The sequence below is a fragment of the Streptomyces sp. NPDC017529 genome, assembly GCF_044329785.1.
GTDB lineage: Bacteria > Actinomycetota > Actinomycetes > Streptomycetales > Streptomycetaceae > Streptomyces.
In genome coordinates this window covers 174,482-191,710 of record NZ_JBIRJY010000005.1, presented here as the reverse complement: position 1 = coordinate 191,710, position 17,229 = coordinate 174,482, and the positions used below count along the sequence as shown (strand labels likewise).

15 protein-coding genes are annotated in these 17,229 nt (G+C 75.2%); 10 read left to right on the top strand and 5 right to left on the bottom strand.

All coding sequences use genetic code 11. The features are described from left to right. Window positions 1-252 precede the first annotated feature (252 nt). On the top strand, window positions 253-954 hold the full coding sequence (locus ACH4K4_RS14645) for a B3/4 domain-containing protein (RefSeq protein ID WP_398167454.1): 702 nt from the start codon (window positions 253-255) through the stop codon (window positions 952-954). A 19-nt stretch (window positions 955-973) separates the two neighbouring features. On the opposite strand, the gene ACH4K4_RS14640 is transcribed toward ACH4K4_RS14645, so the two are convergent. Further along, window positions 974-1,687 (bottom strand): lysophospholipid acyltransferase family protein, encoded by a 714-nt coding sequence (locus ACH4K4_RS14640; protein WP_398024969.1) that lies wholly within the window; start codon window positions 1,685-1,687, stop codon window positions 974-976. Window positions 1,688-1,985: 298 nt separating this feature from the next. On the opposite strand from ACH4K4_RS14640, the gene ACH4K4_RS14635 reads away from it, so the two are divergent. From ACH4K4_RS14635 to ACH4K4_RS14615, 5 genes are all read left to right on the top strand, one after another. Then, entirely contained in the window at window positions 1,986-2,351 is a 366-nt protein-coding gene (locus tag ACH4K4_RS14635) for a TlpA family protein disulfide reductase (protein ID WP_398167452.1), read from the top strand. 210 nt (window positions 2,352-2,561) lie between these two features. Next, entirely contained in the window at window positions 2,562-3,086 is a 525-nt protein-coding gene (locus tag ACH4K4_RS14630; protein WP_398168004.1) for a flavin reductase family protein, read from the top strand. Between the two features lie 259 nt (window positions 3,087-3,345). Then, window positions 3,346-4,131, top strand: a complete 786-nt coding sequence (locus ACH4K4_RS14625) for an electron transfer flavoprotein subunit beta/FixA family protein (RefSeq protein WP_398167450.1) — start codon at window positions 3,346-3,348, stop codon at window positions 4,129-4,131. Between the two features lie 57 nt (window positions 4,132-4,188). After that, on the top strand, window positions 4,189-5,151 hold the full coding sequence (locus ACH4K4_RS14620) for an electron transfer flavoprotein subunit alpha/FixB family protein (protein WP_398167449.1): 963 nt from the start codon (window positions 4,189-4,191) through the stop codon (window positions 5,149-5,151). Window positions 5,152-5,339: 188 nt separating this feature from the next. Further along, the gene (locus ACH4K4_RS14615) at window positions 5,340-6,209 is read left to right on the top strand and encodes a SigB/SigF/SigG family RNA polymerase sigma factor (protein WP_398167447.1); all 870 of its coding nucleotides are present in this window, start codon (window positions 5,340-5,342) and stop codon (window positions 6,207-6,209) included. Window positions 6,210-6,288: 79 nt separating this feature from the next. Here the strand turns inward: ACH4K4_RS14615 and ACH4K4_RS14610 are convergent, their stop codons facing one another. Continuing rightward, on the bottom strand, window positions 6,289-6,510 hold the full coding sequence (locus ACH4K4_RS14610; protein ID WP_398167446.1) for a DUF5133 domain-containing protein: 222 nt from the start codon (window positions 6,508-6,510) through the stop codon (window positions 6,289-6,291). Window positions 6,511-6,773: 263 nt separating this feature from the next. On the opposite strand from ACH4K4_RS14610, the gene ACH4K4_RS14605 reads away from it, so the two are divergent. Together ACH4K4_RS14605 and ACH4K4_RS14600 are read left to right on the top strand one after the other, a co-directional pair. Further along, window positions 6,774-7,937: an aromatic acid exporter family protein gene (locus ACH4K4_RS14605; protein ID WP_398167445.1), complete on the top strand. Its 1,164-nt coding sequence runs from the start codon at window positions 6,774-6,776 to the stop codon at window positions 7,935-7,937. Continuing rightward, on the top strand, window positions 7,909-8,892 hold the full coding sequence (locus tag ACH4K4_RS14600; protein ID WP_398167443.1) for a PP2C family protein-serine/threonine phosphatase: 984 nt from the start codon (window positions 7,909-7,911) through the stop codon (window positions 8,890-8,892). The genes ACH4K4_RS14605 and ACH4K4_RS14600 overlap by 29 nt, the downstream gene beginning before the upstream one ends. Here the strand turns inward: ACH4K4_RS14600 and ACH4K4_RS14595 are convergent. Beyond that, window positions 8,879-9,397, bottom strand: a complete 519-nt coding sequence (locus ACH4K4_RS14595) for a DinB family protein (RefSeq protein WP_398167442.1) — start codon at window positions 9,395-9,397, stop codon at window positions 8,879-8,881. The two genes, ACH4K4_RS14600 and ACH4K4_RS14595, sit on opposite strands and share 14 nt — an antisense overlap. Window positions 9,398-9,477: 80 nt before the next feature. Continuing rightward, window positions 9,478-13,281, bottom strand: coding sequence for a helix-turn-helix domain-containing protein (locus ACH4K4_RS14590; RefSeq protein WP_398167441.1), 3,804 nt, complete (start codon window positions 13,279-13,281; stop codon window positions 9,478-9,480). A gap of 319 nt (window positions 13,282-13,600) precedes the next feature. Here ACH4K4_RS14590 and ACH4K4_RS14585 point away from each other — a divergent pair, with 319 nt between their 5' ends. Beyond that, window positions 13,601-14,944 carry a DUF6986 family protein gene (locus tag ACH4K4_RS14585; RefSeq protein ID WP_398167439.1) on the top strand — a complete coding sequence of 448 codons (1,344 nt, stop codon included), beginning with the start codon at window positions 13,601-13,603 and terminating at the stop codon, window positions 14,942-14,944. Here ACH4K4_RS14585 and ACH4K4_RS14580 read toward each other — a convergent pair. Then, entirely contained in the window at window positions 14,898-15,941 is a 1,044-nt protein-coding gene (locus tag ACH4K4_RS14580; protein WP_398167438.1) for a LacI family DNA-binding transcriptional regulator, read from the bottom strand. The genes ACH4K4_RS14585 and ACH4K4_RS14580 overlap by 47 nt on opposite strands. A gap of 313 nt (window positions 15,942-16,254) precedes the next feature. Between ACH4K4_RS14580 and ACH4K4_RS14575 the strand changes: the two genes are divergently transcribed. Beyond that, window positions 16,255-17,208 carry an ROK family protein gene (locus ACH4K4_RS14575; protein WP_398167437.1) on the top strand — a complete coding sequence of 318 codons (954 nt, stop codon included), beginning with the start codon at window positions 16,255-16,257 and terminating at the stop codon, window positions 17,206-17,208. Window positions 17,209-17,229: the final 21 nt, after the last annotated feature.

Below are 17,229 nucleotides of genomic sequence, written 5' to 3'. Positions count from 1 at the left end.
GGCGGGGGCGGGGGGGGGGCGGGGGGGGTGTGCGCCGTGCGGGGGCTGGCACCCGCGGTGGGGGGCGGGCGCCCGGCCCCCCGGGCGCCCGCGCCCCCCCCGCCCCCCCCCACCGCTGTGTCCGCCGCACTCGCACATGGTGCAGTGCACTGAACCGGCTGGTGCTGTTTGCTGAACCTTGTCCGGCTGTGCTCCAATGCTGGCGACCCCACGCGCCACCCTTCCGACCCGTGATGACGAGGCACCCGCACCATGACTTTCTCCCTGCACGTCTCCGACGAGGTACGCGCCCTGGCGCCCGGCTTCGGCTATGTCGCCGTCGAGGCGTACGGCCTGGTCAACGGGCCCAGCGACGAGGCCGGTTCGGCCCTCCTGGACGCGGCCGCCCGGCGGCTCGCGGAGCGGCTGGACGGCCGCGCCCCGCAGGACGACCCGCACATCGCCGCCTGGCGCGCCGCGTACACCGCCTTCGGCAGCAAGCCGTCCCGCACCCGCAACTCGGCGGAGGCGCTGGCCAAGCGTGCCCTGGCGGACGGCGGACTGCCCCGCATCAACCGCCTCGTCGACCTCTACAACGCCGTCAGCGTGGCGCACCTCGTCCCCGTCGGCGGCGAGGACCTGGACCGCATCCGGGGCGGCATGCGGCTGGTGCGGGCCACCGGCGCCGAGCCTTTCGCGACCGCGGCCGGCGGCGAGCAGGTCGTCGAGCACCCGGAGCCCGGCGAGGTGGTCTGGTGCGACGACGAGGGCGTGACCTGCCGCCGCTGGAACTGGCGCCAGGGCGTGCGGACGCGGCTGACCGACTCCTCGGTGAACGCGCTGTTCCTGCTGGAGCGGATGGCGCCGATGAGCGTCGCGGAGCTGACCGCGGCGGCCGCCGAACTCGCCGAGGCGCTGGAGAAGACCTGCCCCGGCGCCCGCGTCGAGGTGGGGGAGCCGCGGCTCTTCGACTGAGCCGCGAGCCCCCGCGGGATCAGGCCGTCGCGCCGGGCGCCGGTGCCGTGCCGCCGAGGTGGGCCGGGACCCACCAGGTGTCGTCCGGGCCCTTGGGGCGTACGGGGTAGGCGCGCTGTGCCGCCTCCAGCAGGTCCTGTACGCGGGAGCGCAGCCGGTCGGTGATCTTCTCGGCCTGCTCGTCCGGCGAGGCCTCCACCGGCTCGCCGACCCGGATGGTGATGGGGAAGTGGTTGCGGCCCAGGTCCCGCTTGTGGCCCTTGGTCCACAGGCGCTGGGTGCCCCACAGCGCCATCGGCAGCAGCGGCACCCCGGCCTCCTGCGCCAGCCGGGCCGCGCCCGACTTGAAGGTCTTCAGCGTGAAGGACTCCGAGATCGTCGCCTCCGGGAAGACCCCGATGATCTCGCCGCCGCGCAGCGCGCTCAGCGCGTGCTTGTAGGCGTGCACGCCCTGCGCGCGGTCCACCGGGATGTGCTTCATGGCGCGCATCAGCGGCCCGGACACCTTGTGCCGGAAAACCGATTCCTTGGCCATGAAGCGCACCAGGCGCTTGGCGGGCCGGGCCGCCAGCCCGCAGAAGACGAAGTCCAGGTATCCGATGTGGTTGCTCACCAGGACCGCGCCGCCGCGCCGGGGGATGTGGTCGGCCCCGGCGATGTCGAACTTGAGGTCGAGCGCCTTGAAGACCGTGCGGGCGGCGCCGATGACGGGCGGATAGACGAGCTCTGCCATGTCGGGGGACCCCTTTTCTGTGCCTGGGGAGGGTTCTCCCGGCGAAGAAGTTACGCAGCCGTAAGTATGCGGCTTTCGGGAGATCGTGCCCGATCAGCGCCGCGGCGGCTACCGTGCGGGCTCCTGCTGCCGGGAGATTCTCGTCACGTGGTGGTCACCTCGTGCGGTTGCCCCCCGCAGCAGAAGGTACACCTCGTATCCCGGAGCGTGACCGGGAATGCCCGCCGAAGGCCGCGCCGGGAATGATCGAAGCCCCGGGGGTGCTGTACCCGTCGACGACTGGACTCCGGTGCGCACCGTGCTGCGCACCTGCCGCGACGGGAGGCTGACGGTGCGAGGGCGGGACGTGGGGACGCGGCTGGGCGCCGCGGAGGTGGGCGCCGAGCTGGGGGAGCGGGCCACGCTCGTCCAGTTCTCCAGTGCCTTCTGCCAGCCCTGCCGGGCCACCCGGCGCACCCTGGCCGAGGTGGCGGACATGGTCGACGGGGTCGCCCACGTCGAGATCGACGCCGAGGCGCATCTCGGCCTGGTGCGGACGCTGGCGATCCGGCGCACGCCCACGGTGCTGGTGCTCGACGCCGACGGCGCGGTGGTGCGCCGCGCGGCCGGTCAGCCGCGCAAGGCCGACGTCATCGCCGCTCTGGGGGTCGCCGTCCGTGATTGATCTCCCAGAAACCGGGTGCCGCTTGACTGCCCCGCGCACGCGTCGTCAGGGTGACGTCATGCGGTCAGGCTTCCTTCTTTGCGGACGCGTGTACGTGGACCTTGTGCGCACCGCCGGCGCGTGCTGTCCGGGCGCGTGAGCAGCGACGACTCCGGCGGTTCCGGCAACGGTGCCGCCCCGGCCCGCACACCACGGCAGAAGGACAACTCCATGACGGCACCGACCGGCCTCGGCACCTCCCGCGCCGCCGCCCCCGACCTCCTGCGCTCCGTCTTCCGGCAGCACGCCGCCGGCGTCGCGGTGATCACCGCGCCCGGCGCCCGGCCCGCCGGTTTCACCGCCACCTCTCTGACCTCGGTGGCCGCGGAGCCGCCGCTCGTCTCCTTCGGCATCAGCACCGGCGCCTCCAGCTGGCCCGCGGTCTCCGAGGCCGGCCACATCGGCGTCCACATACTCGGCGAGCACCAGCAGGAGCTGGCCGCGACCTTCGCGCGCAGCGGCGCCGACCGCTTCGCCGCACCGACCTCCTGGCGCTCCGGTCCGTACGGCGTACCGGTGCTGGACGGCGTGCTGGCCTGGCTGGTCTGCGAGGTGGTGGCCCGGGTGCCCGCAGGGGACCACCGCATCGTGCTCGGCCGGGTCGTCGAGGGCGACCCTGCGGTGCATCCGGGCCCGGCCGGGCAGAGCCGCCCGCTCCTCTACCACCAGGGCCGCTTCAACGCGCTGCGCGACTGAGTGCCCGGCGGCGCGGCCGGCCCGTCTCAACGCTTCGCGCGGGCCGCCGGTTCCGTGCCGCCGGGACTGCGGCCTCTCTCGTATCCGTTGGCAACGTCACAGTTCAACGGCCTTGCTTCCGGGGAATGGGGTGGATGTACTGGCGAGTAATATTTCGGTCGGCGCGGGGAACGTATCCGATCGAAAAGCCGCCCCAACAGGCGCCTATGCTGCCAGCACAAGGCAGTTCTGAAGATTCGAAGCAGGTAGGAGAGCCGGCGTGAGCCTGAGGATCGTTGTCTGTGTGAAGTACGTGCCCGACGCCACCGGCGACCGGCACTTCGCCGAGGACCTGACCGTCGACCGCGACGACGTGGACGGCCTGCTCTCGGAGCTCGACGAGTACGCGGTCGAGCAGGCCCTGCAGATCAAGGAAGCTGCCGACGACGCGGAGATCACGGTCCTGACCGTCGGCCCCGAGGACGCGAGCGACGCGCTGCGCAAGGCCCTGTCGATGGGCGCCGACCAGGGCGTACACGTCGAGGACGACGACCTGCATGGCACCGACGCGCTCGGCACCTCCCTCGTGCTGGCCAAGGCCATCGAGAAGACCGGCTACGACCTGGTCGTCTGCGGCATGGCCTCCACCGACGGCACCATGGGCGTGCTCCCCGCGCTGCTCGCCGAGCGCCTGGGCGTACCGCAGGTGACCCAGCTGTCCGAGGTCTCCGTCGAGGACGGCGTCGTCAAGGGCCGCCGGGACGGCGACACCGCCACCGAGCACCTTCAGGCGTCGCTGCCGGCCGTCGTGTCGGTCACCGACCAGTCCGGCGAGGCCCGTTACCCCTCCTTCAAGGGCATCATGGCCGCCAAGAAGAAGCCGGTGGAGTCCCTGGACCTGGACGACCTGGACATCGAGGCGGACGAGGTCGGCCTGGAGGGCGCCTGGACCAAGGTCGAGGAAGCGGCCGAGCGCCCGGCCCGCACCGCGGGCACGATCGTCAAGGACGAGGGCGAGGGCGGCAAGCAGCTCGCCGAGTTCCTCGCGGGCCAGAAGTTCATCTGAGCCCCGGAACCCCCGTCCGCCCAACCGCCCTCACTTTTCCCGCAGGAGAGCAATCCCATGGCTGAAGTCCTTGTCTACGTCGACCACGTGGACGGCGCCGTCCGCAAGCCCACCCTCGAACTGCTCGCCCTGGCCCGCCGCATCGGCGAGCCGGTCGCCGTCCACCTCGGCCCCGGCGCCGACACCGCCGCCGCCACGCTCGCCGAGCACGGCGCGGTGAAGGTCCTGGCCGCCGACGCGCCGGAGTTCGCCGACTACCTGGTCGCGCCGAAGGTCGACGCGCTCCAGGCCGCGTACGACGCCGTCTCCCCGGCCGCCGTCCTGCTGCCGTCCTCCACGGAGGGCAAGGAGATCGGCGCCCGCCTCGCGGTCCGCATCGGCTCCGGCATCATCACCGACGCCGTCGACCTGGAGGCCGGCGACGAGGGCCCGGTGGCCACGCAGTCCGTCTTCGCGGCCTCGTACACCACCAAGTCCCGCATCACCAAGGGCACCCCGGTCATCACCGTCAAGCCCAACTCCGCCGCGCCGGAGGCCGCGCCGGCCGCCGGTACGGTCGAGCAGCTCGCGGTGACCGTGGCCGAGACCTCCAAGGGCACCAAGGTCGTCTCGCGTACGCCGCGCGAGTCGACCGGCCGCCCGGACCTGACCGAGGCCGCGATCGTGGTCTCCGGCGGCCGCGGCGTCAACGGCGCCGAGAACTTCCCGGTCATCGAGGCGCTCGCCGACTCGCTCGGCGCGGCCGTCGGCGCCTCGCGCGCCGCGGTGGACGCCGGCTGGTACCCGCACACCAACCAGGTCGGCCAGACCGGCAAGTCCGTCTCGCCGCAGCTGTACATCGCGGCGGGCATCTCCGGCGCGATCCAGCACCGCGCCGGCATGCAGACCTCGAAGACCATCGTCGCCATCAACAAGGACGCCGAGGCGCCGATCTTCGACCTGGTCGACTACGGCGTGGTCGGCGACCTGTTCGAGGTCGTCCCGGCCCTCACCGACGAGGTCAAGACCCGCAAGGGCTGACCCGCGGGGCACGGTCGTACCCGTGCCGGACGAGTGACGCGCCCCAGGGCCCGTGCGCACCGCGTACGGGCCCTGAGCCGTGTGCGGCGGCGGGTCCTGTGTCCTTCGGGACGGGGCGTAAGTCCCGGGTTCCGCGGTCTCCGGCGGGCATACCGGGGGTGCCGGAACCCGAAGGAAAGGCCCGCACCATGCCCCAGACCGAATCCGTCGCCGACGCGCCCGCGGACGCCCTGCCCGGCGCCGCGCCCGCCGGACTGCCGCGGCCTGCGGACGTGCGAGCGATCACGCCCCAGGACGCCCGCGAGCTGACGCCGGTCCTCTTCGAGAGGCTGTCCGCGTTGCCGGAAGGCGGCCCGGAGCACCAGTACGCGCGCAACTGCCTGGTCGAGATGAACCTGTCCCTGGTCCACTACGCGGCCCGCAGGTTCCGCGGCCGGGCCGCGGACATGGAGGACATGGTCCAGGTGGGTACCGTCGGGCTGATCAAGGCGATCGACCGGTTCGAGCCCGCCCGCGGCGTGCGGTTCAGCGCCTTCGCCATTCCGTACGTCGTGGGGGAGATCAAACGGTTCTTCCGGGACACCAGCTGGGCGGTACACGTACCTCGCCGGCTCCAGGAACTCCGTATCGACCTGGCCAGGGCGGGAGAGAAACTCGCCCACGACCTGAACCGCGCGCCCACCCCTGCGGAGCTGGCCCAGTACCTGGAACTGGACCGGGAAGAGGTCGTGGAGGGGCTGTACGCGTGCAACGGGTATGCCGCCGATTCCCTGGACGCCCCGGCGGAGGAGGACGACGTCCGGCCGTCGGGTGGTGCGGTGGCCGCACGCCTCGGGCACGAGGATCCCGGCCTGGAAAAGGCGGAGAACGTGCAGGCGCTCAAACCGCTGCTGGACGGTTTGGAGGAGCGGGACCGGCGGATTCTGCACATGCGGTTCGGCGAGGAAATGACCCAGACGCAGATCGGAACGGCGCTCGGGCTCTCCCAGATGCAGGTGTCCCGGCTCCTGGCCCGCATTCTCGCGAGCCTGCGTGCGGGAATGCTGGAAGAGAACTGAACCGGGCCCCGTGACGCGCGTGTCCCGTCTCCCGCCGGAATCGGCAGGAGGCGGGACACGCGCCTTTTCCTGTCTCGCGTCAGGCCGCCCTGCGGTATTCGGCGTCGTGCGCCCGCAGCAGCCGCCGGGCCTCGCGGAGCGCGGCGGCGGGATCCCGGTGGCCGGTGTAGACGCCCAGGGTGTAGGCCACGTCGCCGAGGCGTACGGATTCCGGGCCGCCGTCCGGCCCGTGACCGGAGCGGGAAATCCGCTGGTGTTCCTGCACGAGGTCCCGCAACACCTGGTAATTGATCAGCCGCATGGCGCGTCCCTTTCGCTGGAAGTCGTCTTCCTGACGCATGTCGATGTGCCCCGGCGGCAGCGGCGGGCGGCGGGCACATGGCCCCCGGGGGACGGGACTTCCGTCCTCCCGCCGCAGCCGAAAGGCATCGAAGTCCTGGTGGCGCGGATTTCGCCGCACCTTCCCGCATAACCGGGCCCGCCACCGGACATCACACGATTTCGGCGGCCGTCACCCGCGACGCCGGAAGGAATGTCCTCGGACCGCGGAAAGGAGGGGCGCACATGCGAGGAACCATGGGGGCGGCGCGCGTCCGGAACGGCCCCTGGGCGGTCCGCCGGCTGGTCGCCGTACGGGCGAGCATGGCGGCGGCGCTGGCCTGGCAGCTCTGTGCCGGCCTGTGGGAGAAGCCGCAACCCGCCCCGGCGGCCGTCGCCGCGCTGCTCGTCGTCCACCCGACGGTCTTCCGGTCCTGCACGGCCGGCCTCCAGTACGCGGCCGGGTGCACGCTCGGCGCGCTGATCGCCCTGCCCGCCGCGGTGTTCACCGGCCCGAGCTGGCTGAGCATGAGCGCCGTCCTCCTCCTGTCCCTGCTGGCCGCCGGGCACCAGCGCCTCGGCACGCACGGCCTGCACGTGCCGATCACGGCGGTGTTCGTCCTCCTGCTGGGGCCGAGCCGCGCGGGGGAGATCGTGCCGCACATGCTGGAGATCGCGGTGGGGATCTCCGTGGCGGTGCTCTGCAACGCCGCGCTGCCCCCGCCGCTGCGGCTGCGGGCCGCCGAGGCCGCCCTCGACCGGCTGCGGGACCGGCTCGCCGGCGTACTGGGCGGCGTGGCCACCGCCGTACGGGAGGCCGGGAACCCCGACGACGTCCTGGACCCGCGGTGGCGCGCCCGCCTCGCGGAAACGACCGCGGAGGCCCGCGACGCCCTCGGCCAGGCACACGAAAGCCTGCGCTGGAACGTGCGCGCGCGGGCCCGGCACACCGTCTGGCACCTGGACCGGCAGGTCCTGGAGAGCCTGGAGCGCGCGGCGGGCGAGGTGGACGAAATCATCGGCGGGCTCGGCAGGCTCGCCGCCGAACGCCCGGCGACACCGGTGCACGGCCCGGCAGGCGGGCCCGGCGCCGACGGGTGGGACCGGCAGTTCCGCGCCGGCTACGCGCGGCTGCTGACCTGCCTGGCGCTGTGCGTCGGCGGCTGCCGTGGCGGCAGCCCGCACCCCGTCCTGCCCGCGACCCGCCGGGTGTGGCGCGAACTCGCCGAGCAGTGCGCCGCCCGGCCCGGCGGCCTGGACGCGCGGACGGCCGAGTGCCGCCTCCTGATGGTCCTCGACCGGGCGCTGGACGCCGTGGCGGGCGGGCGGAGCCGTACCGGCCCGGCCGCTGAAATCACCGTCCCCACCAGGGAAGTCAGCCATGTCCCAGTCACCGCAGAGCACCGCTGAGCACACTGTGCGCTGCCGGTACGCGCCGCTGCCGCTCCTGGCCCTGGCCTGCGTGGCCGTGACCGCCGCCGCACTGGGGCTGCGCTGGTGCGGGGCGGGCCCGGTGATGGCGCTGTGCGTGGTATCGGCCGTCACCGTACCCGCGGCCCTGACCGGGCGCGCGGTACGGCGGCGGCGCGAGCGCGAGTCGCACCGCGACGGCCCGTGCGCCGCGACCGCGCAACGGGTCCTGCTGCGGCCGCTCCCCGGGCGTATCGGTGCACTGCGCCTGCGCGGCACCTACCTGGCGGCCCGGACCACCAGGCGCAGCGGCGGTGACCTCTACGACGCCGTGCGCAGCCCGTACGGCGTCCGGATTCTCGTCGGCGACGTGCGGGCCAAGGGGCTGCTCGCGGTGGAGGCGTCGGCGGTGCTCCTGCGCTCCTTCCGCGAGGCGGCCTACGAGGAGGAGTCGTTGGCGGAGGTGGCCCGCCGGTTGGAGGACGACGCGTGCCGGCACATCGCGCGGCTGCCGGGAGAGGAGACGCCCGAACGGTTCGCCACCGCGCTGCTGGTGGAGATCCCCGCCGGTCCGGTGGCCCGCGTGGTCCACTGCGGACACCCGGAGCCCCTGCTGGTCCGCGACGGGCAGGTCCGCGCCTGCCCGCCCGAACGGCCGGGCGCGCCCGTCGGCTTGGCCGGGCTGGTGGGCGCCGGGCACGCGGTGGAGACGCTGCCGTTCCGCGCGGGGGAGCGGCTGGTGCTGCACACCGACGGGTTCGGCGAGGCCCGGGACGCGGCGGGGCGCCGCCTCCCGTTCCCCGAGCGGGTCGGCGAGCGGGCCGCCGCGCCGCTGGGGGACCTGGTGGACGGGCTCCGCGCGGACCTGCTGCGCCATACGGGAGGCGAGCTGAGGGACGACGCGGCGCTGCTGGTCGTCGACCGGGTCCCCGAGCAGGGCGTCACTCCCCGGTGACGCCGTCGATCCGTTCGCGCAGCAGGTCCGCGTGGCCGTTGTGCCGCGCGTACTCCTCGATCATGTGGACGTACACCCACCGCAGGCTGATCGTCTCGCCGTTCGCCATCTCGAAGGTGTCGTCCAGGCTCCGGTGAGCCACGGCCTGGTCGGCGGCGGCGATCTCGGCGCGCAGCTCGGCGAACCTGGCCTCGGCGGTGGCGGTGTCCAGGACCTCGAAGTCCGCGTCCGGCTGCTCCTCGGTGCAGTGCAGCGGCGCCACCTTCTGGCCCGCCACCCGGCGGCGGAACCAGCTGCGCTCCACCTCGGCCATGTGCTGGACGAGGCCGAGCAGCGTCAGGTTCGACGGTTCGGCGCTCGCCTGGACGAGCTGTTCCGGGGTGAGGCCCGCGCACTTGGCCAGCAGGGTGTCGCGGTGCCGGTCCAGCCAGCCTTGCAGCATCGTGCGTTCGTCCGCCACATAGGGCTCGGTACGGCGGTCGACTTGCGGTGCGGTCCATGTCATGCGGGAGAGTGTCACCCAGCGCGGTCGGAAGCGCCACGGGTTATTCCCGCAGCGTACCGGGGCCCTTGTGCCGCCGTGCGTCAGCGGCCGCAGAGCGGGTCGTACGGAACGTCGGGCAGCACCTCCCGCCAGCGCGCGGGCCCGGTCCTGCCCAGCAGCGGGCAGATGCGTCCGGCCACCCGGCCCGCGTCCAGGTCCCACAGGCGCACCGTGCCGTCCGCGCCGGTGCTCGCCAGCGTCCTGCCGTCCGGCGCGTACGCCACCGCCCACACCGCGTCGGTGTGCCCGGTCAGCGTGGCGACCGGCGCGCGGGCGGCCGTGTCCCAGATCCGTACGGTGTGGTCGAAGCCGACCGTGGCCAACTGCCGCCCGCTGGGCCGGAAGGCGATGCCGCGCACCGAGCCCGTGTGGCCGCGCAGCACGCCGGCGGCGCGCAGCCCGCGGGTGTCCCACAGGCGCACCGTCCGGTCGTTGCCCGCCGAGGCGAGCGTGCGTCCGTCCGGGCCGAACGCCACCGCCCACACCGCGCCCGTGTGCCCGCGCAGCACGGCGACCTGGCGGTGCGTGGCGGCGTCCCACAGCCGTACCGTACGGTCGTCGCTCGCGCTGGCCAGCAGCCGCCCGTCCGGGCTGAACGCCACGGCGTTGACGAAGTCGTCGTGCCCGTTCAGGACGGCGGACCGGTGCCGGGCGACGTCCCACAGCCGTACCGTGCCGTCCTCGCTCGCCCCCGCCAGCAGCCGCCCGCGAGGCGCGAAGGCGACCGCGAACACCGAGCCCTGCGGGCCTTCCAGCACGCTCCGGCGGGCGCCGCTCGCCGCGTCCCACAGCCGTACGGTCCCGTCGGCGCCCGCGGTGGCGAACGTCCGCCCGTCCCGGCTGTAGGCCAGCCCCCTCACCGGGCCACGGTGGCTCCACAGGGGCGGGCCCAGCTGGGTACGGGAGGGCACGTCCCAGCGGTGGACCGAGCCGTCGGCGCCCGCGGTGGCCAGGCGCCGGCCGCCGGGCGCGAAGGCGACGGCGGACCGGCCCGAGACCGGCCGGGCGGTCAGCGCGGCGCCGGCCGGGTCCCACAGGGCGAGCGTCCGGTCGAAGCTGCCGGTGGCGAGGGTGCGGCCGTCGGGGGAGAAGGCGACGGCGAGCACGTAGTCGCTGTGCCCGGTGAAGGAGGCGACGGGGCGGCGGGTGGCGACCTCCCACAGGCGCGCCGAGCCGTCGCCGGACGCGGACGCGAGGGTGTCGCCGTCGGGGCTGAACGCCAGTGCGTTGATGTCGTCGTTGTGGCCGCCGAGCCGGCCGGTGACGGCCATCCGGCGGGTGTCGTACAGCGTGACCGTGCGGTCCGTGCCGCCGACGGCCAGCGTCGCGCTGTCGGGGCTGAACGCCACCGCCACCGCGCCGTTGCCGTGTCCGGTGCGATCGGCGCGGACGGTGGGGGAGGAGGGGCCGGTGGTGGTGCCGGGCGCGGTGCCGGGGCCGGGCGCGGTCAGGCCGGGCGGCAGCCGCCACACGCGCAGCCGCCCGTTGCCGTCCCCGCGGGCCAGCAGCCGCCCGTCGGGACTGAACGCCACCTTGCCGGTCGCGGCGCCCCCGCGCCCTGGCAGGCGCGCGACCGGCCGCATCCGGGGCGCGTCCCACAGGCGCACGCTGCCGCCGGGGCCGGTGACGGCGAGGACGGCGTGGCGGGCGGTTCCGCGGGGGGCCGCGCCGTCCTGCCCGCCGGAGCCGCCCCGTGCGAAGGCCACCTCGCCGCCCGGCCCGCCGCCGGGTACGACGGTGGCCGGGGCGCGGCGGGCGGTGCCCCACAGGCGTACCACGCCGTCCGCGTCACCGGCCGCCAGCAGCCGGCCGTCCGGGCTGAAGGCGACACCGCGGACCCGCGCCGTGCCCGCCTTGAGGGCCGCGCCCAGCGGGCGGCGGGTGCCGGGGTCCCACAGCCGGACCGTGCCGTCCGAACCACCACCGGCCAGGACGCGCCCGTCGGGGCTGAACGCGGCGGCGTTGACCGGCCCTCGATGGCCCGTCAGGCGGCCGGCGAACGGCCGGGCCTGCGTGCTGAGCAGCGCGCTGCGGGAGGCGGGGGAGGGGTTCAGGCGGTACGCCTCGGCGGCGAGCAGTATGGCCGCCTCGGGCTGGCCGGTGGCCACCTGGCCGGAACGGGCGGCCAGTTCGCCGGCGTACGCGTCCCGGCGCCCGGCCTCCGCCGTGCGCCACTGCTGGAACGCCAGCGCCCCCGCGCACACGGCGAGGACGAGCAGCACGGCAAGGGTCCCGGCCAGCCTGCGGCGGCGCCGCACCCGGCGGCGTACGGACCGGGCCGCGGCCTCCTCGCCCGCCTGCGAGGCATGCAGGAACTCCGCCTCCAGCGGGCTGAGCCCGGCGCTCTCCCCCTGCTGCCCGGCCCATTCGCGGGCCACCGCCAGCCGCGTCCCCCGGTACAGCGCCGCCGCGTCCCGGCCCTCCCGCTTCCACGCGCCGGCCGCCTCCGAGAGCCGCTGGTGGACGACGAGCCCGGCCCGGTCGGCGCGGATCCAGCCGCGCAGCCGCGGCCAGGCCCGCAGCAGCGCCTCGTGGGCGATCTCCACCGTGTCCGCGTCGAGGGTCAGCAGCCGGGCGCGGACGAAGACGTCGACGACGACGGCGGTCTTCTCCGGCTCCGGCAGCTGGTCCAGGAGCCGGTCGTGCGGCACGCGGCGGCGCGTCTCGCCCGCGATCTCGCCGACCTGGACGAGCCGCAGCAGCACCTGCCGCGCCGTGTGCCGCTCGGCGGGGTCCAGCCCGGCGTACACCCGCTCGGCGGTGGTGGCGACGGCGCCGTGCAGGCCGCCGGTCAGGCGGTAGCCGGCGACGGTGAGGGTGCGGCCGGTGCGCTGCTGCCAGGTGGCGAGCAGGGCGTGGGCCAGCAGGGGCAGCGCGCCGGCGGCCGGTTCGTCGTCCTCGCCGATGCCCAGGTCCGCCAGGAGCAGTTCCTCCAGGCCCGCTTCCAGTTCGAGGGCCGCCTCCCGCGCCGGCCGGGTGATCGCCGCGCGCACTTCCGGTACGGACATCGGCCGCAGCGCGAACACGCCGGAGGACAGGGCCCGCACGAGCGCGGGGTGGTCCATGCACTGGCCGTAGAAGTCGGCGCGTACGCCGAGGACCACCGCGCACGGGGCGTGCCGGGCGGCCGCGCACAGCGCCGTGACGAACGCGCGCCGCTCGCGGGAGTCCTCGCAGGCGGTGAAGACCTCCTCGAACTGGTCGACGACGAGGACCAGGCGCCGGCCGGGGCCGAGGGCGGCGCGGACGGCGTCCGCGCACCGGCCGGGCGCCTCGGCCAGTTCCCCGGCGGTGGTGCGCGCGCTCTGCGCCGCCGGGCCCGGCGGCGTCTCCGCCAGTCCGGCCAGCGTCCCGGCGAGTTCGGCGAGGGGGTGTGCCCCGGGCGTCAGCACGCGGGCCGGCCAGTACCGGGAGCCGGGGAGGGCGCCGGAGCGAAGGGCGGGCAGCAGACCGGCCCGCAGGAGGGAGGACTTGCCGGCGCCGGACGGGGCCGCGACGATCAGCGGCTCGGCCGCGGCCACGCGTTCGGCGAGGCGGCCGACCAGCGCCGCGGTGGCGCGCTCGCGGCCGAAGAACCAGGGGGCGTCCTCGGCCGTGTAGCTGGCCAGCCCCGGGTACGGGCAGCGGTCGCCGGGTACCCGGGCGGCCAGCAGCCGGGCGAGGGCGCCGTCCGCGGTCAGTGCCGCGTCGCAGCGGCGGGCGACGTCGGCGGTCGGCGGCTTCTCGCCGTTCTCGATCTTGCTGAGGTAGCCCTTGCTGTAGTGCACCAGCTCCGCCAGGCTCCGGAGCGAGACCTCCTTCTCCCGCCGCAGCCGCCGCAGTGCGTCCCCGAAGTCCTCCGGCATCCGGCCCCCTGCGCCTCGTGCGGCCGCCCGGCCTTCCGGCCTCCGCACCGCGCCGGTGATGTTATGCACGGGCGGCCGGGACCCGCCGCCGTACCGGGGAGGAAGCACCGAAAGGGATGAAACGGGGTGCCTGGCGCGCCGGTGCGCGGCGCGCGCCGTGGGGAACGCTCCCCACCGGCCGCACCCGGCGGCCCGGCCCCTGGAGGGTGTTGACCTGCGATCTCGGCCCGGATAGCTTCGCTCTACGGATTGTTGATTTCGTACAGCGGAAAAGGCGCAAGCGCTCACGGGATGGGCGCGATCACTGGGAGGGTGCCGGATGGGGCAGCACGAGACGGTGGCTACAAGCCTCGCGCACACCGTACGCGAGGAGATCGGGACCGCTCTGGCGGCGGTCGACGCGGACCTCGCGCGCCGCTACCCGGGCGACCCCGGCACCCGGCAGCCGGTCCACACGGTCTACGTCCCCGGCGACGTGTTCACCGCCGGCACTCTCCGTGAATGGGGCGACGCCGCCCTCGGCGCGCTCGACGAACACGCCCCGGACGCGGAGGCGTTCGCCGGCGTCCTGGGCATTCCCGGCGAACTGGCCGAGCCCGTGTACGAGCGGGTACGGGCCAAGCTGGAGCGCGAGCCCGTCGAGGACCTGCGCATCGACTTCGAGGACGGCTACGGCCCGCGCCCGGACGCCGAGGAGGACGCCGCGGCCGCCCGCGCCGCCGCCCTCGTCGCGGCCGCCCACCGGGACGGCACCGCCGCGCCCTACACGGGCATCCGCATGAAGTGCATGGAGGCCGCCGTCCGCGACCGCGGCATCCGCACCCTGGACGTCTTCCTGACCGGCCTGATGGCGGCCGGCGGCCTCCCGGACGGCCTGGTGCTGACCCTGCCCAAGGTCACCTACCCCGAGCAGGTCACCGCGATGGCGCGGCTGCTGGAGGCGTTCGAGAAGACGCACGGACTGCCGGCCGGGCGCATCGGGTTCGAGATCCAGATCGAGACCACCCAGTCGATCCTGGGCGCCGACGGCCGCGCCACCGTCGCCCGCATGATCGAGGCCGCCGGGGGCCGCGCCACCTCCCTGCACTACGGCACCTTCGACTACAGCGCCTCCTGCGGCGTCAGCGCCGCCCACCAGTCGCCGGACCACCCGGCGGCCGACCACGCCAAGGCCGTGATGCAGGTCGCCGCGGCGGGCACCGGCGTACGCCTGTCGGACGGCTCGACCAACGTCCTGCCGGTCGGCGCGACCACACAGGTCCACGACGCCTGGCGGCTGCACTACGGCCTCGTCCGCCGTTCGCTGGCCCGCGCGTACTACCAGGGCTGGGACATGCACCCCGCCCACCTGCCCACCCGCTACGCCGCCGTCTACGCCTTCTACCGCGAAGGCCTGGAGCAGGCCGCCGCCCGGCTGGCCGCGTACGCGGCCAAGGCCGGCGGCGACGTGCTGGACGAGCCCGCGACCGCCAAGGCCCTCAGCGGCTACCTGCTGCGCGGCCTGGACTGCGGCGCCGTCGACACCGCCGAGGTCGCCCGCCTGACCGGGCTCACCCGCGCCGACCTCGACGCCCTGGCGGGCCGGCCGGCCGTCCGACGTCCGGCGTCCGCGGCACTCAGCCGCCCGCGGGCGGCGGCAGTTCGCCCGAGCCGCGCGGAATGAGACGGGTGGGGATCTCCTGGCGCTGCGGCGGCTCCTCGGCGCCGTCGAGGCGGCGGAAGAGCATCGTGGCGGCGGTACGGCCGAGGCGCGCGGCGTCCTGCGCGACGACGGTGATCGCGGGGGAGACCAGGTCGGCGAGCTCGAAGTCGTCGAAGCCCACGAGGGCGACCGGGCGCGGCCGTTCGGCGAGCACCCGCACCGCCGTGACGGTGACCCGGTTGTTGCCCGCGAACAGCGCGGTGACCGGCCGCGGCCCGTCCAGCATGGCGGTGGCCGCGAAGCGCACGCGGTCCGGGGCGGTCGACCCGAGGGACACCCACGACTCGTCGACGGGCAGGCCCGCCCCGGCCATCGCGGCGCGGTAGCCGCGCAGCCGCTCCACGGCGGTGTGGATCCGGGGCTGGTCGCCGATGAAGCCGATGCTGCGGTGGCCGTGCGCGATGAGGTGGGCCACCGCGTCGCGCGCGCCGCCGAAGCTGTCGGACAGCACCGCGTCCGCCTCGATCCGGCCCGCCGGGCGGTCCACGAAGACGGTGGCGACGCCCGCCGCCATCTCCGGCTCCAGGTACCGGTGGTCGTCGGCGGCCGGGATGATGACCAGCCCGTCCACCCGCCGCGCGCACAGGGCGAGCACCAACTCCTGCTCGCGCGCCGGGTCCTCGGCGCTGGACCCGTTGATGAGCAGCGCGCCGTGGTCCCTGGCGATCTCCTCCACGGCGCGGCTGAGCGGGCCGTAGAAGGGGTCGGCGAGGTCTTCGAGGACCAGGCCGATGCTGGCGGTGCGGCCCTTGCGCAGGATGCGGGCCGAGTCGTTGCGCCGGAAACCGAGGGCGGTGATGGCGTCCCGGACGCGGCGCTCGGTGTCCGGCGTGACGCCGGGTTCGCCGTTGACCACCCGGGAGACCGTCTTGAGGCCGACGCCGGCCCGGGCCGCGACGTCCTTCATCGTGGGCCGGCTGCCGTAGCGGCGGGAGGTGCCCCGGGCGGTGTCGGTCACGGTGCGCGGTCCTCGTTCTGTCGGCGGCGGTGGGGCGTCGGTCGCCGGCCCGGGCGCTTCGGGTGGCTTCCTCGGCTGTGGGAGGTGAGACGGACGGGGCGGGTGTGGCGGTTCCCCGGCCGGTACGCGGATGATGGAGGCGGCGGTGCCCGAGCGGCCGGAGTGCGTGGCCGACCGGACGGGGCCGCCCCGCGGTGCGCGGTACGGCACCGAGCATAGCCTCTGGACAACGTTGTCAAATGGCATGAGACTGACGTTCCCCTGCCGGGCCCACGCACCCCGGCCCAGGCGCCCACCAGGAGATTCGACACCGATGCAGACGAACCTCAGCGCAGCACTGGACATCGGCGGCACCAAGATCGCCGGTGCGCTGGTGGACGACCGCGGCAGGCTGCTCGTCCGGGCCACCCGGCCCACCCCCGCCGACCAGGACGGCGCCACCGTCTTCGGGGCCCTGGCCGAGGTCGTGGCGGAGCTGGCCGCGCGCCCCGAGTGGGACCGGGTGGCGGCCGTCGGCATCGGCAGCGCGGGCCCTGTGGACGCCCGGCACGGCACGGTCAGCCCGGTCAACATCCCCGGCTGGCGGGACTTCCCCGTCGTCGCCGAGGTAGGGGCGCTGACCGGCCGGCGCCCGGTCGTCCTGGTGGGCGACGGCGTGGCGATGACCGCGGCCGAACACTGGCAGGGCGCGGCGCGCGGCCGTGCGAACGCCCTGTGCATGGTGGTCTCCACCGGCGTCGGCGGCGGCCTGGTCCTCAACGGCCGGCTGCACCCGGGCCCCACCGGCAACGCCGGACACATCGGCCACATCAGCGTGGACCTTGACGGCGACCCCTGCCCGTGCGGCGCCCGCGGCTGCGTCGAGCGCATCGCCAGCGGCCCCAACATCGCCCGCCGGGCCCTGGAGCGCGGCTGGCGGCCGGGGCCCGACGGGGACGCCAGCGCCGCCGCGGTGGCCGCGGCGGCCCGCGCGGGGGACCCGGTGGCCCGTCACTCGTTCGAGCGGGCCGCCCAGGCCCTGGCCGCCGGCATCGCGGCCACCGCCGCGCTCGTCGAGATCGAGATCGCGGTGATCGGCGGCGGCGTGGCAGGCGCCGGCGAGGTCCTCTTCGCGCCCCTGCGCCGCGCGCTGCGCGACTACGCCACGCTCTCCTTCGTCCGCAACATCGAGGTCGTACCGGCCCAAATGGGCACGGACGCCGGAGTGGTGGGCGCCGCGGCCGCCGCACAACAGTCGTGTCTCGATGCCTTCGTGCCCACGGTCTGAAGGGGGATGCGGCGCTCCGGG